Source organism: Enterobacter sp. R-1.6.2, assembly GCF_035064085.1.
In the GTDB taxonomy this organism is placed as follows: Bacteria; Pseudomonadota; Gammaproteobacteria; order Enterobacterales; family Enterobacteriaceae; genus Enterobacter; species Enterobacter asburiae_B.
Map to the genome: position 1 here is coordinate 28,469 of NZ_JASEYI010000015.1, position 13,155 is coordinate 41,623.

At 57.2% G+C, this 13,155-nt stretch carries 13 protein-coding genes; 9 read left to right on the plus strand and 4 right to left on the minus strand.

Annotated features, from left to right (window positions below; genetic code table 11):
- The first annotated feature begins 263 nt into the window (after nucleotides 1-263).
- The 5 genes from malK to ubiA all read left to right on the plus strand — a co-directional run bounded on the left by malK (nucleotide 264) and on the right by ubiA (nucleotide 5,409).
- A complete protein-coding gene (malK, locus tag QMN93_RS16405; RefSeq protein ID WP_023310005.1) occupies nucleotides 264-1,373 on the plus strand; it encodes a maltose/maltodextrin ABC transporter ATP-binding protein MalK in 1,110 nt (369 codons plus the stop codon).
- Between the two features lie 71 nt (nucleotides 1,374-1,444).
- The gene (locus tag QMN93_RS16410) at nucleotides 1,445-2,782 is read left to right on the plus strand and encodes a maltoporin (RefSeq protein ID WP_072210885.1); all 1,338 of its coding nucleotides are present in this window, start codon (nucleotides 1,445-1,447) and stop codon (nucleotides 2,780-2,782) included.
- Nucleotides 2,783-2,895: 113 nt separating this feature from the next.
- Entirely contained in the window at nucleotides 2,896-3,849 is a 954-nt protein-coding gene (malM, locus tag QMN93_RS16415) for a maltose operon protein MalM (protein WP_087823764.1), read from the plus strand.
- A 180-nt stretch (nucleotides 3,850-4,029) separates the two neighbouring features.
- Nucleotides 4,030-4,527, plus strand: coding sequence for a chorismate lyase (ubiC, locus tag QMN93_RS16420; RefSeq protein ID WP_023334136.1), 498 nt, complete (start codon nucleotides 4,030-4,032; stop codon nucleotides 4,525-4,527).
- A 12-nt stretch (nucleotides 4,528-4,539) separates the two neighbouring features.
- A complete protein-coding gene (gene ubiA / locus QMN93_RS16425) occupies nucleotides 4,540-5,409 on the plus strand; it encodes a 4-hydroxybenzoate octaprenyltransferase (RefSeq protein ID WP_032662636.1) in 870 nt (289 codons plus the stop codon).
- 87 nt (nucleotides 5,410-5,496) lie between these two features.
- On the opposite strand, the gene zntA is transcribed toward ubiA, so the two are convergent.
- Nucleotides 5,497-7,668 (minus strand): Zn(II)/Cd(II)/Pb(II) translocating P-type ATPase ZntA, encoded by a 2,172-nt coding sequence (gene zntA / locus QMN93_RS16430; RefSeq protein ID WP_193138777.1) that lies wholly within the window; start codon nucleotides 7,666-7,668, stop codon nucleotides 5,497-5,499.
- Between the two features lie 76 nt (nucleotides 7,669-7,744).
- Nucleotides 7,745-8,371, minus strand: coding sequence for a lysoplasmalogenase (locus QMN93_RS16435; protein ID WP_029741976.1), 627 nt, complete (start codon nucleotides 8,369-8,371; stop codon nucleotides 7,745-7,747).
- Nucleotides 8,372-8,500: 129 nt separating this feature from the next.
- Here QMN93_RS16435 and QMN93_RS16440 point away from each other — a divergent pair, with 129 nt between their 5' ends.
- The gene (locus QMN93_RS16440) at nucleotides 8,501-8,857 is read left to right on the plus strand and encodes a DUF2500 domain-containing protein (protein ID WP_058842057.1); all 357 of its coding nucleotides are present in this window, start codon (nucleotides 8,501-8,503) and stop codon (nucleotides 8,855-8,857) included.
- 60 nt (nucleotides 8,858-8,917) lie between these two features.
- On the opposite strand, the gene QMN93_RS16445 is transcribed toward QMN93_RS16440, so the two are convergent.
- Both QMN93_RS16445 and rsmD read right to left on the minus strand, forming a co-directional pair.
- Entirely contained in the window at nucleotides 8,918-9,199 is a 282-nt protein-coding gene (locus QMN93_RS16445) for a DUF1145 family protein (RefSeq protein ID WP_010436509.1), read from the minus strand.
- On the minus strand, nucleotides 9,183-9,785 hold the full coding sequence (gene rsmD / locus QMN93_RS16450; protein WP_023334140.1) for a 16S rRNA (guanine(966)-N(2))-methyltransferase: 603 nt from the start codon (nucleotides 9,783-9,785) through the stop codon (nucleotides 9,183-9,185). The genes QMN93_RS16445 and rsmD overlap by 17 nt, the downstream gene beginning before the upstream one ends.
- Nucleotides 9,786-9,912: 127 nt before the next feature.
- Here rsmD and ftsY point away from each other — a divergent pair, with 127 nt between their 5' ends.
- Genes ftsY through ftsX form a run of 3 tightly spaced genes read left to right on the plus strand, consistent with a single transcriptional unit; the run spans nucleotide 9,913 to nucleotide 13,089 of the window.
- On the plus strand, nucleotides 9,913-11,373 hold the full coding sequence (gene ftsY, locus QMN93_RS16455; protein WP_048979412.1) for a signal recognition particle-docking protein FtsY: 1,461 nt from the start codon (nucleotides 9,913-9,915) through the stop codon (nucleotides 11,371-11,373).
- A 2-nt stretch (nucleotides 11,374-11,375) separates the two neighbouring features.
- Nucleotides 11,376-12,041: a cell division ATP-binding protein FtsE gene (gene ftsE / locus QMN93_RS16460; RefSeq protein ID WP_025758973.1), complete on the plus strand. Its 666-nt coding sequence runs from the start codon at nucleotides 11,376-11,378 to the stop codon at nucleotides 12,039-12,041.
- Entirely contained in the window at nucleotides 12,034-13,089 is a 1,056-nt protein-coding gene (gene ftsX / locus QMN93_RS16465) for a permease-like cell division protein FtsX (RefSeq protein ID WP_032662628.1), read from the plus strand. Before ftsE ends, ftsX begins: the two co-directional genes overlap by 8 nt.
- The last annotated feature ends 66 nt before the right edge of the window (nucleotides 13,090-13,155 follow it).

Genomic DNA, 13,155 nt, shown 5'->3' on the forward strand with positions numbered 1-13,155 from the left:
ACCCCCCGTTTGTGTGATCTCCGTTGCATAAATTTAAGTTATGAGTGCTGGCGCACATAAAAACCCACCGAATTTTGCAGGCGGCTTCACGAATTTTGCCTCAGCCCGCCCATGGCGGTCGCAGAGCCTGCTCCCTCATCCTCCCGCCTCCTCCCCCATAAAAAAGGCGGGGGGTGGAGGATTCGGGAAAGTAATGGATACCCCATAGTGAACTTATCTTGAATGTTTCTGTCGGTGACAGGTTGTAACGAAGGGAGAAGGGCATGGCGAGCGTACAGCTGCGTAATGTAACGAAAGCCTGGGGTGACGTTGTGGTGTCGAAAGACATCAATCTGGACATCAACGAAGGCGAATTCGTGGTGTTTGTTGGCCCATCAGGCTGTGGTAAATCTACTCTGCTGCGTATGATTGCCGGTCTTGAAACGATTACCAGCGGCGACCTGCTGATTGGTGATACCCGAATGAACGACATCCCGCCTGCCGAACGTGGCGTAGGTATGGTGTTCCAGTCTTATGCACTCTATCCACACCTTTCCGTTGCCGAAAATATGTCCTTCGGCCTGAAGCTGGCCGGCGCGAAGAAAGAGGTCATTAACCAGCGCGTGACGCAGGTGGCGGAAGTGTTACAGCTGGCCCACCTGCTGGAGCGTAAACCAAAAGCGCTTTCCGGTGGTCAGCGTCAGCGTGTGGCGATTGGCCGTACGCTGGTGGCCGAACCGCGCGTGTTCCTGCTCGATGAACCTCTTTCTAACCTGGATGCCGCCCTGCGCGTCCAGATGCGTATTGAAATCTCCCGTCTGCACAAGCGTCTTGGCCGCACGATGATTTACGTCACCCACGATCAGGTGGAAGCGATGACCCTCGCCGACAAAATCGTGGTGCTGGATGCCGGCCGCGTGGCGCAGGTGGGTAAACCGCTGGAGCTGTATCACTACCCGGCAGACCGCTTTGTTGCGGGCTTTATTGGCTCGCCAAAGATGAACTTCCTGCCCGTCAAAGTGACCGCGACAGCCATTGAACAGGTACAGGTGGAGCTGCCAAACCGCCAGCAGGTCTGGCTGCCGGTCGACAGCGCCAACGTACAGGTCGGGGCAAACATGTCCCTCGGTATTCGTCCTGAGCACCTGCTGCCGAGCCACATCGCTGATGTGACCCTGGAAGGTGACGTTCAGGTCGTCGAACAGCTTGGTCACGAAACACAGATTCATATCCAGATCCCCGCCATCCGTCAGAACCTGGTCTACCGCCAGAACGACGTGGTGTTGGTAGAAGAGGGTGCCACATTCGCTATCGGCTTGCCGCCAGAGCGTTGCCATCTGTTCCGTGAGGATGGCACTGCATGTCGTCGGTTGCACAAAGAGCCAGGCGTTTAAGCAATCCCAAAAGAAGACACGAAACCGACAGGTGAAGTGTTCAAAGAAAAGCAATGATCTCAGGAGATAGAATGATGATTACTCTGCGCAAACTTCCTCTGGCAGTTGCCGTCGCAGCGGGCGTAATGTCTGCTCAGGCAATGGCCGTGGATTTCCATGGTTATGCTCGTTCCGGTATCGGCTGGACGGGTAGTGGCGGCGAACAACAGTGCTTCCAGGCAACCGGTGCTCAAAGTAAATACCGTCTGGGTAACGAATGTGAAACCTATGCGGAACTGAAACTGGGCCAGGAAGTGTGGAAAGAAGGCGATAAGAGCTTCTACTTCGACACCAACGTCGCGTATTCAGTGGCGCAACAGAACGACTGGGAGGCCACTGACCCGGCGTTCCGTGAAGCCAACGTGCAGGGTAAAAACCTGATTGAGTGGCTGCCAGGTTCGACTATCTGGGCCGGTAAGCGCTTCTATCAGCGTCATGACGTCCACATGATCGACTTCTACTACTGGGATATTTCAGGTCCTGGTGCAGGTCTGGAAAACATCGACGTAGGTTTTGGTAAGCTCTCTCTGGCTGCAACCCGTTCTTCTGAAGCCGGCGGTTCTTCATCCTTCGCCAGCAACAGCGTTTATGACTACACCACTCGCACGGCGAACGATGTCTTTGACGTGCGTTTAGCCCAGATGGAAATTAACCCGGGCGGTACCCTGGAGCTGGGGGCTGATTACGGCCGTGCAAACCCACGTGATGATTATCACCTGATCGACGGCGCATCTAAAGATGGCTGGATGTTCACCGCTGAACACACGCAGAGCATGCTGAAAGGCTACAACAAATTCGTTCTGCAATATGCAACTGACTCTATGACCTCTCAGGGTAAAGGTCTGTCGCAAGGTTCGAACATTGGCACCACTGACGATATCAACTACGGCATCAACAACAACGGGCACCTGTGGCGCGTACTTGACCACGGTGCTATCTCGCTGGGCGATAGCTGGGATCTGATGTACGTCGGTATGTACCAGGATATCAACTGGGATAACAACAACGGTACGAAATGGTGGACCGTAGGCGTTCGTCCTATGTACAAATGGACGCCTATCATGAGCACTCTGCTTGAAGTGGGCTACGACAACGTCAAATCTCAGGAAACTGGCGAAACCAACAACCAGTATAAAATCACCCTGGCACAACAGTGGCAGGCTGGCGACAGCATCTGGTCACGTCCAGCAATCCGCGTCTTCGCCACCTATGCCAAGTGGGATGAGAAATGGGGTTATGCGCCTTCAGGTAAAAACTCCGTTGCGGGTTACACCCCAGGCATGGCCTATAGCGATACCACTGCGAAAAGCTTCAGCCGCGGCGACAACGACGAGTGGTCCTTCGGCGCCCAGATGGAAATCTGGTGGTAATCCCGTCTTAACCTGACGTAATGACCAAACTGAGGGGCGTAAGCCCCTCAATCCTTGGGACGGCGCGCTATTGCCTGGCTACCGCTGAACCTGTGCATTTTGAGGTGATAACAATGAAAATGAACAAAACTCTCCTTGCCCTTTGTTTAACCGCAGGGCTGCTGGCAAGCGCGCCTGCTGTAACGCTCGCTAACGTCAATTTCGTTCCGCAAAACACAACATCCGCGCCAGCCATTCCGACAGCGGCATTGCAACAGCTTGTCTGGACCCCTGTCGATCAGTCTAAAACCCAGACCACCCAGCTCTCAACGGCTGGTCAGTCACTTAATGTTCCGGGTATTACCGGCCCTGTCGCTGCGTATAGCGTACCCGCCAATATTGGTGAACTGGCCATTACCTTGACCAGTGAGGTTAATAAGCAGACGAGTGTATTTGCACCAAACGTGTTGATTCTCGATCAGAACATGACGCCATCTGCCTTTTTCCCAAGTGAATACTTTACGTATCAGGAGCCCGGCGTGATGAGCGCCGACCGTCTGGAAGGCGTCATGCGCCTTACGCCAGCGCTGGGCCAGCAAAAACTCTACGTTCTGGTCTTTACCACTGAGCAAGATCTTCAGAAGACCACCACGTTGCTCGATCCGGCTAAAGCCTACGCAAAAGGTACCGGTAACGCGATTCCTGATATTCCAGACCCGATTGCTCGTCACGTCACCGACGGAACGTTAAAGCTGAAGGTGAAAACGAACAGCGGTTCAAGCGTGCTGGTCGGCCCGCTGTTTGGCTCTTCCGGTTCCGGCCCTGTCACTGTAGGTAACACAGCTGCTCCTGCCTATACCGCGCCAGCTGCCACGGCAGCCGCACCGGTAGCGACCGCAGCGCCTGCCCCGGCGAAGAAGGCCGAGCCGGTACTGAACGACACCGAAGAGTACTTCAACAACGCCATTAAGCAGGCGGTGAAGCGCGGCGATGTCGATAAAGCGCTGAAACTGCTTGATGAAGCCGAACGTTTAGGTTCAACCACTGCCCGTTCCACCTTTATCAGCAGTGTAAAAGGCAAGGGGTAACCGTTTCCCCACAGTGCTGATTTGTTAGTAGTTTGGTGCGCCTGAGTGGGCGCACTTTTTTTCGTATCGGCCAGGCTGTTGCGCCCATGTTGCGATCGTGATCGTTAAATAACGTTTGGCCCCCCTCAATCCGTGTTTCTGCGATACAATGCCATTACGTTATGTATCGGAGAGTCTGGCATGTCACACCCTGCGCTAACGCAACTGCGTGCGCTGCGCTATTTCGACCAAATACCTGCGCTTGATCCGCAGCAGCTTGACTGGCTGTTGCTGGAAGATTCCATGACGAAACGTTTTGAGCAACAGGGTAAAACGGTCACTGTGACCCTGATTCAGGAAGGGTTTGTCTCTGGTGATGAGATCGCCAGCGAGCTGCCGCTGCTGCCGCAAGAGCCACGCTACTGGCTGCGCGAAATTTTACTCTGTGCTGATGGTGAGCCGTGGCTTGCCGGGCGGACGGTGGTCCCCGAGTCCACCCTTTCCGGGCCAGAGCTCGCGCTGCAACGTCTGGGGAAAACGCCTCTGGGGCGTTACCTTTTTACCTCGTCTGAGCTTACCCGGGATTTTATTGAGATTGGTCGTGATGCCGAACTCTGGGGGCGTCGTTCCCGCCTTCGCCTGAGCGGTAAACCGTTAATTCTGACGGAGCTTTTTTTACCGGCATCACCGTTGTACTAAGAGGAAGAAAAAATGGAGTGGAGCCTGACGCAGAATAAGCTGTTGGCGTATCACCGCTTAATGCGTACCGATAAACCCATTGGCGCGTTACTGCTGCTGTGGCCGACCCTTTGGGCGCTGTGGCTCGCCACGCCAGGCGTGCCGCCGCTGTGGATCCTGGCCGTGTTCGTTGCCGGCGTCTGGCTGATGCGCGCGGCGGGCTGCGTGGTGAATGACTATGCCGATCGTAAATTCGACGGTCATGTTAAGCGTACTGCCGGTCGTCCGTTACCCAGCGGGCAGGTCACCGGGAAAGAAGCCCGCGTGCTGTTCATTGTTCTGGTGCTGCTCTCTTTCCTGCTGGTGTTAACCCTCAACACCATGACCATTCTGCTTTCCGTTGCGGCGCTGGCGTTGGCCTGGGTATATCCCTTTATGAAGCGCTATACCCACCTGCCTCAGGTGGTGCTGGGCGCGGCGTTTGGCTGGTCGATTCCGATGGCGTTTGCGGCGGTTAGTGAGTCCTTACCGCTCAGCTGCTGGCTGATGTTCCTGGCGAACATTCTCTGGGCGGTGGCGTATGACACGCAATACGCGATGGTAGACCGCGACGATGACCTGAAAATTGGCATCAAATCCACCGCCATCCTCTTTGGTCGTCAGGACAAGCTGATTATCGGCATCCTGCAGGTCGCGGTACTGGCGCTGATGGTTGCGATCGGTCGCCTGAACGGGCTGAACTGGGAGTTTTACTGGTCCGTGCTGGTGGCGGGACTGCTGTTTGCTTATCAGCAAAAGCTGATTGCGAAGCGTGAACGCGACGCCTGCTTTAAAGCGTTTATGAACAACAACTACGTTGGTCTGGTGCTGTTTTTAGGCCTGGCGATGAGCTATTTCTTATAAAAAAGTCGGGTGGCGGCTTCGCCTTACCCGACCTACGAGTTAGCAGGACATCTAGGCCCGGTAAGCGTTAGCGCCACCGGGCTTTTTTTACCGGCGACGCAGCAGCCGAAGCGCGTTCGCCGTCACCAGCACCGTTGCTCCGGTATCCGCCAGCACCGCCAGCCACAGTCCGGTCATGCCGAGCAGGGTCGTCACCAGGAAAATTCCTTTCAGCCCGAGCGCAATGCCGATGTTCTGACGGATGTTGGCCCGCGTCGCGCGCGCCAGGCTAATCATCTGCGCCAGCCCGGTCAGGCGGTTGTGCGTCAATGCCGCGTCGGCCGTTTCCAGCGCCACGTCGGTGCCGCTGCCCATCGCAATACCAATGGTGGACGCTTTCATCGCCGGGGCATCGTTAATCCCGTCACCGACCATTGCCAGCGGCGCGCGGGCGTTCAGCGCCGTCACGGCGCTGACCTTATCCGCAGGCAACAGTCCGGCTTTAAACTCCAGCCCCAGCTCACCGGCAATCGCTGCCGCCGCGCGAGGGTTATCACCGGTAAGAATAACGCCCTGCACGCCCAGCTTGTGCAGCGCCGCTACGGCTTCTTTGGCGTCATCGCGCAGGGTATCGCGCAGCGCCAGCATTCCCTTCGCGACGCCGTCCTGCAGGACGGTCACGACAGTTTGTCCGGTCTGTTCTAACGCCTCAACCTCTGGACTGGTAGACTTGCCCGCCGCGACAATCAGCACCTTTTTACCGTCAACGGTGGCCTCAATCCCTGACCCGACCAGCGCCCGCTGGGCGGTTGCCGGAGGGATGTCCAGCCCGCGCGACTGCGCTTCTCGCACAATCGCCTGCGCCAGCGGGTGAGTGGACCCCTGTTCAACGGCAGCGGCCAGTGTAAGAAGCTCATCTTCACTGATGTCCTGCGGATAGACGCCGGTCACCTGCGGCTTGCCGACGGTTAACGTACCGGTTTTATCGAAGGCGATATGCTGAATCTGGCTCAGCTGTTCCAGCGCCGCGCCGCCCTTAATCAGCGCGCCGCGACGCGCCGCCGCCGCCAGACCTGAGGTAATCGCCGCCGGGGTGGAAATCACCAGCGCGCACGGGCAGCCAATCAGCAGCAGCGTCAGCCCTTTATAAATCCAGCCCTCCCACGGCGCGCCAAAGAACAGCGGCGGGACGACGGTGACCAGCAGGGCAACCAGCATGATGGCAGGGGTATAAATCCGGCTGAAGCGATCGATAAAGCGTTCGACCGGCGCGCGGCGTTCCTCTGCCTCTTCAATCAGCTTCAGGATACGGTCGATGGCGCTGTCGCCCGGCTCTGAAAGCACGGTGAGCTGCACCAGACGGTCGACGCTGGTGGCACCAGCAGGCACTTTTTCACCTGCGGCACGCTCTACCGGAATGGATTCCCCGGTCAGGGCGCTTTCATCAAAGCTCGCGGTGGCGGTAAGTAGCGCGCCGTCTGCGGGCAGACGCCCCCCTGCGGCCACTTCAATCACGTCGCCCGGGCGCAGCGTAGTGATGGCGACCGTTTCACGCGTGCCGTTTACCACGCGCGTGGCGGTTTCCGGCTTCAGCGCCATCAGCGCGCTGACCCCTTTACGCGCCCGGCTCGCCGCCCAGCCCTCAAGACGTTCGCCGATTAAGAACAGCAGCAGCACCATCGCCGCTTCCGCCGTCGCGCCAATGAACAGCGCGCCGATTGCCGCCACGCTCATCAGCGTTTCGATGGCAAACCAGCTCCCGCTTTTCATCAGGCGCAGCGCCTGACGGGCAATCGGGAAAAGCCCGACCAGCGTGGTGGCGATAAACGCCAGATTGCCGAACGGATGGTTAATCTGCTCCAGACCCCAGCTCAGGGCCATCATGATGATGAGGGTAATGAGCGGCAGGTTTTCTTTCAGGGAGGAGGCTTTTTCAACGGGCGCCGTTTCGCTACGCAGGGTATAGCCCGCCTTGCTGACGGCGGCTTCAACCTGTTTGCTGACGTCGCTATCGGCGCTGACCAGCAGCTTTTCGGTGGCGAACAGCACCTGAACGTGACTCACGCCCGGCACCTGCTTGACGGCGTTTTCCACCTTGCGGGCGCAGGCCGCGCAGTCCATGCCGTTGACGACCCAGCTGTAGCGGTTGCCGCTTTCAGGAAGGGGTTGAGTTGGCGTTTCGCACGCGCCTTCGCAGCAGCAGTCGTCTTTCGACGGCACCGGGCTGAGCTTAAGTGCCGAGAATTGAGGAACTTTTTTAGGTATTTCTGGAGTCGACATGGCAGTCTCCGGCAATGATAATTTTCTCATTAACCGCAGCATACACTCTGGAGTCGACTCCAGAGTCAAGCGCTATTTAGATATACAGCGAACGCACAATCAGGAAATGCCCGGCAAAGTAACACGCGGAGGCTATCGCGTTATCCGCCCGGAAGCGGCGGCGATAGTGGCTGCCCAGCCAGACGACATTCCCGATCAGCAGCAGCGCGGCGCCGAAGAACGCTGACATCGCTGGAGCGGTCGGACGGAAGAACCACAGTTCGCCCGCCAGCCACACCATCACCAGCGTCATGGCGATAAACGTACAGACCGGCAAACGCATCTCTTCCAGACGCGACCAGATCACCGCAATCAGCAGGGCGCCAATCACCAGCAGCACCAGCGGCAGCGGCCAGAAGAAGGAGAGCGTCATCTGGCTGGCAAAGTAGATGGTATACAGCAGATGGGAGAGGAAGAACGCCCCAACGGCGTACAGCAGGCGCTGGCGCGGCAGCAGGGTTAAGGCATCGCCAATCAGGGATGCACACAGCCCGGCGAGCACCAGATAGCTGACGGCGTTAAACATCGGCGCTTGCCAGGCCAGCAGCAGCAGGAGCAACAGCGTGACCGGTTTAAACAACCAGCGCTGCCAGGTGGGACCGCGGTACGACGCATCGACATAAAGCCATGCGGAAAAACAGACAGCGATAAATGACCAAAGCATATTAACTCCCTGTATCTGTTAAGTCTGAATAATCAGTTTCTGATCCAGTGTAGTGACGCGGGCGGGCGTTTGGCAATGGCGGGGGAGGCAAGGTATCCTGAATTCCGCAAAATCTGATGGGATTGTCGAATGAGCAAGATGCCGCTTTTTTTCATTATCGTGGTGGCGATTATCGTCATTGCCGCCTCGTTCCGTTTCGTGCAGCAGCGCCGCGAGAAGGCGGATAACGATGCCGCACCGCTGATGCAAAAGCGCGTGGTGGTGACCAACAAACGCGAGAAACCGCTCAACGACCGCCGCTCGCGCCAGCAGCAGGTGACGCCTGCGGGCACGGCAATGCGCTATGAAGCGAGCTTTAGGCCGGAAGCAGGCGGCCTCGAGATGACCTTTCGCCTGGAGGCGCAGCAGTACCATCAGCTGACGGTGGGGGAGAAAGGGACGTTGAGCTACAAAGGGACGCGGTTTGAAGGGTTCAGGACGGAATAATGCACGAACGGTCCCCTCTCCCTGTGGGAGAGGGTTAGGGTGAGGGCATCAGACCGCGCCTTACTTCTTCACCTGCGCCTTAAACTTCTTCATCCACACCAGCAGTTCAAACACGCCGAAAATAAACACGCGCAGCTGCTGCCAGCCCGTCATCTGCGGGCCGTCTTTCGGCAGACCGTTTTTTAGCATCACCATCTGCAGGGCGTGCATAAACGACGTGAAAATCAGCGCGACGTTAACGAAAATATTCATCGGGCGCGGGAAGGGGTGTACCAGGTTGAGAATTAAAAACGCCCAGACGCCCAGCATCAGCAAACGTCCCAGGTTAATCAGTACCGGCATCGGATCCTCCTTGTGCCTGACGGTGATAAAGACGGTAAGCGACCTGGCCTGCGACCTTTTCGCGGTGCAGATCCCAGTGAGTGGGAACCGGCGGCAGACCGTTTTCCACTTCGCTTTCAACGTAAATTAGCGCGTCATCCGCCAGCCAGCCGTTTTGCTCCAGCAGGGATAACGTCTCTTCCAGCAGCCCCTTGCGGAACGGCGGATCGACAAACACCACGTTATGCGGCGTGCCTTTCTGCGCAAGAAAACTCAGCGTGTTGGTGTTCACGACTTTAGCGTTGCTCGCTTTCAGCGTCGCCAGATTTTGCTGCAGCGTCTGCGCAACGCCGCGCTCCATCTCCAGCAGCGTGGCGCTGGCGGCATAGCGCGACAGCGCTTCAAGCCCGAGCGCGCCGCTTCCGGCGAAGCAGTCCAGGCAGTGGGCGTCTACCATTGACGGGGCCAGCCAGTTAAACAGCGTCTCGCGCACGCGGTCGGTGGTAGGGCGTAAACCGGGGCTGTCCGGCACCGGTAATTTCCGGCCTCGCCACTGACCGCCGATAATACGAATTTGACCGGCCGGGGCGCGGTTGGGTTTCTTCATCTCAGGAAAGCTCTGTTAACAATTGGCCTGCGATTGCGGGCGGTGATGTCAATTAAGTAAAGTGTTAGACTATTTCATCATTTTTTTAGCTTCCATGTATATAGCGCCGCGAGGAGTGTAGTCGCAGATGGCAAAACAAAAAAAACGTGGCTTCTTTTCCTGGCTGGGCTTCGGTGAAAAAGAGCAAGAAACAGAACAGAAAACCGAAGAGCAACAAGCCGTTGAAGAGCAGTCACAGCCTGAAACGCCTGTAGAAACCGCCGCGGTTGTCGAAGCGGAAGAAACGGCGCACAGCAAAGAAGAGATTGAATCCTTTGCTGAAGAGGTGGTTGAGGTCACGGAACAGGTTCAGGAGAGCGAGAAGCCAGAGCCGGTTGTCATTGAGGCCCTTGCCGAAGCGCCGCAGGCCGTTATCGAGCACGAAGAGCTGCCGCTGCCGGAAGAGGTGAAAGCCGAAGAGGTTTCTGCCGAAGAGTGGCAGGCCGAAGCGGAAACCGTTGAAATCGTTGAGGCGGTGGAAGAAGAAGCGGCACTCGAGCCAGAGCTGACCGATGAAGAGCTGGAAGCCCAGGCGCTGGCGGCAGAAGCCGCGGAAGAAGCGGTCATCGTCGTGCCGGTTGAAGAACAGCCGGAAGAAGAGAGCGTACAGGAGCAGGAAAAACCGACCAAAGAAGGTTTCTTCGCGCGCCTGAAGCGCAGCCTGCTCAAAACCAAAGAAAACTTAGGTTCCGGATTTATCAGTCTGTTCCGCGGCAAGAAGATCGACGACGATCTCTTTGAAGAGCTGGAAGAACAGCTGCTGATTGCGGACGTCGGCGTGGAAACCACCCGTAAGATCATCGCCAATCTGACCGAAGGGGCGAGCCGCAAACAGCTGCGCGACGCCGAAGCGCTGTACGGCCTGCTGAAAGACGAGATGGGTGAAATTCTCGCAAAAGTTGACGAACCGCTTAATATTGAAGGCAAAACGCCATTTGTTATTCTGATGGTTGGCGTAAACGGCGTGGGTAAAACCACCACCATTGGCAAGCTGGCGCGTCAGTTCGAGCAGCAGGGCAAATCGGTGATGCTGGCGGCGGGCGATACCTTCCGCGCGGCAGCGGTTGAGCAGCTGCAGGTTTGGGGCCAGCGTAACAACATTCCGGTGATTGCCCAGCATACCGGCGCGGACTCCGCGTCCGTGATCTTCGACGCCATCCAGGCGGCGAAGGCGCGCAACGTGGACGTGCTGATTGCCGATACCGCAGGGCGTTTGCAGAACAAATCGCACCTGATGGAAGAGTTGAAGAAAATCGTTCGCGTCATGAAGAAGCTGGACGAAGACGCGCCGCATGAAATTATGCTGACCATTGATGCCAGCACCGGACAGAACGCCATCAGCCAGGCGAAGCTGTTCAATGAAGCGGTAGGACTGACGGGGATCGCGCTGACCAAGCTGGACGGCACCGCGAAAGGCGGGGTGATCTTCTCCGTGGCCGACCAGTTCGGTATTCCTATCCGTTACATCGGTGTGGGCGAGCGTATTGAGGATTTGCGTCCGTTTAAAGCGGACGACTTTATTGAGGCATTATTTGCCCGAGAGGACTAACAATGATTCGCTTTGAACACGTCAGCAAGGCCTATCTCGGTGGGAGACAAGCGCTGCAGGGGGTAACATTCCACCTGCAGCCGGGCGAGATGGCATTCCTGACCGGCCATTCCGGCGCGGGGAAAAGTACCCTGCTCAAGCTTATCTGTGGGATCGAGCGGCCAAGCGCCGGGAAAATCTTTTTCGGCGGCCATGAGATCAGCCGCCTGAAAAACCGCGAAGTGCCGTTCCTGCGTCGTCAGATCGGCATGATTTTCCAGGATCACCACCTGCTGATGGATCGCACCGTTTTCGATAACGTGGCCATTCCGCTGATTATTGCCGGCGCCAGCTATGACGATATCCGCCGTCGCGTCTCTGCGGCGCTGGATAAGGTCGGGCTGCTGGACAAAGCGAAGAACTTCCCGATCCAGCTCTCCGGCGGTGAACAGCAGCGCGTGGGCATCGCCCGCGCGGTGGTGAACAAGCCTGCCGTACTGCTGGCGGATGAACCAACCGGTAACCTGGACGATGCCCTGTCCGAAGGGATTTTGCGTCTGTTTGAGGAATTCAACCGCGTAGGAGTCACCGTATTGATGGCGACGCACGACATCGGGCTCATTTCCCGTCGTTCGTACCGCATGCTGACCCTGAGCGACGGGCATTTGCACGGAGGCCACGGTGAATAAGCGTGATGCAATAAACCAGATTCGGCAGTTCGGAAACCGGTTTGACCGTTTCCGTAAGCCGCAGGGCGGTGGTGACGGCAATCGTAATGCGCCGAAGCGCCAGAAGGCCGCGCCAAAACCGGCCTCCCGTAAAACCAACGTGTTTAACGAGCAGGTGCGCTACGCCTTCCACGGCGCACTGCAGGACCTGAAAAGCAAACCGCTGGCGACGTTCCTGACGGTGATGGTGATTGCCATCTCCCTGACGCTGCCAAGCGTCTGCTATATGGTCTATAAAAACGTCAACCAGGCGGCCTCACAGTATTATCCGTCCCCGCAGATCACGGTCTATATGGATAAAGCGCTCGACGATAACGCCGCGGCGCAGGTGGTCGGGCAAATTCAGGCCGAGCAGGGCGTGGAGAAGGTCAACTATCTCTCCCGTGAAGACGCGCTGGGCGAGTTCCGTAACTGGTCTGGCTTTGGCGGCGCGCTGGATATGCTCGAAGAGAACCCGCTGCCCGCCGTGGCGGTGGTGATCCCGAAGCTGGATTTCCAGGGGACCGATTCGCTTAACACCCTGCGCGATCGCATCACGCGCATTAAGGGCATTGATGAAGTACGCATGGACGACAGCTGGTTTGCGCGCCTTGCTGCCCTGACCGGGCTGGTAGGACGCGTCGCGGCGATGATTGGCGTGCTGATGGTGGCGGCGGTCTTCCTCGTCATCGGTAACAGCGTGCGCCTGAGCATCTTTGCCCGTCGCGATACCATTAACGTGCAGAAACTGATTGGTGCGACGGATGGTTTCATCCTCCGACCGTTCCTTTACGGTGGCGCATTGCTCGGTTTTTCCGGTGCATTTCTTTCACTGATATTGTCAGAAATTTTGGTGATGCGGCTTTCGTCCGCCGTCACTGAAGTGGCGCAGGTTTTCGGAACGAAGTTTGATATCAGTGGCTTAGGTTTCGATGAGTGCCTGTTGTTGCTGCTGGTTTGTTCGATGATTGGGTGGGTGGCAGCCTGGCTGGCAACCGTTCAACATTTACGTCACTTTACTCCCGACTAATAAAAGCGTGATATAATCTTTCCCTGCACCGAGATGCTCGCTCTGCAGGGAAAGCGTCCCTGTTGT

Bases quoted from the DNA above. Each gene is read 5' to 3' on its own strand.
- QMN93_RS16410 (WP_072210885.1), top strand. From the start codon at position 1,445: ATGATGATTACTCTGCGCAAACTTCCTCTGGCAGTTGCCGTCGCAGCG.
- ftsE (WP_025758973.1), top strand. From the start codon at position 11,376: ATGATTCGCTTTGAACACGTCAGCAAGGCCTATCTCGGTGGGAGACAA.
- ftsY (WP_048979412.1), top strand. From the start codon at position 9,913: ATGGCAAAACAAAAAAAACGTGGCTTCTTTTCCTGGCTGGGCTTCGGT.
- malK (WP_023310005.1), top strand. From the start codon at position 264: ATGGCGAGCGTACAGCTGCGTAATGTAACGAAAGCCTGGGGTGACGTT.
- zntA (WP_193138777.1), bottom strand. From the start codon at position 7,668: ATGTCGACTCCAGAAATACCTAAAAAAGTTCCTCAATTCTCGGCACTT.
- QMN93_RS16435 (WP_029741976.1), bottom strand. From the start codon at position 8,371: ATGCTTTGGTCATTTATCGCTGTCTGTTTTTCCGCATGGCTTTATGTC.
- rsmD (WP_023334140.1), bottom strand. From the start codon at position 9,785: ATGAAGAAACCCAACCGCGCCCCGGCCGGTCAAATTCGTATTATCGGC.
- malM (WP_087823764.1), top strand. From the start codon at position 2,896: ATGAAAATGAACAAAACTCTCCTTGCCCTTTGTTTAACCGCAGGGCTG.
- ubiA (WP_032662636.1), top strand. From the start codon at position 4,540: ATGGAGTGGAGCCTGACGCAGAATAAGCTGTTGGCGTATCACCGCTTA.
- QMN93_RS16440 (WP_058842057.1), top strand. From the start codon at position 8,501: ATGAGCAAGATGCCGCTTTTTTTCATTATCGTGGTGGCGATTATCGTC.
- ubiC (WP_023334136.1), top strand. From the start codon at position 4,030: ATGTCACACCCTGCGCTAACGCAACTGCGTGCGCTGCGCTATTTCGAC.
- QMN93_RS16445 (WP_010436509.1), bottom strand. From the start codon at position 9,199: ATGCCGGTACTGATTAACCTGGGACGTTTGCTGATGCTGGGCGTCTGG.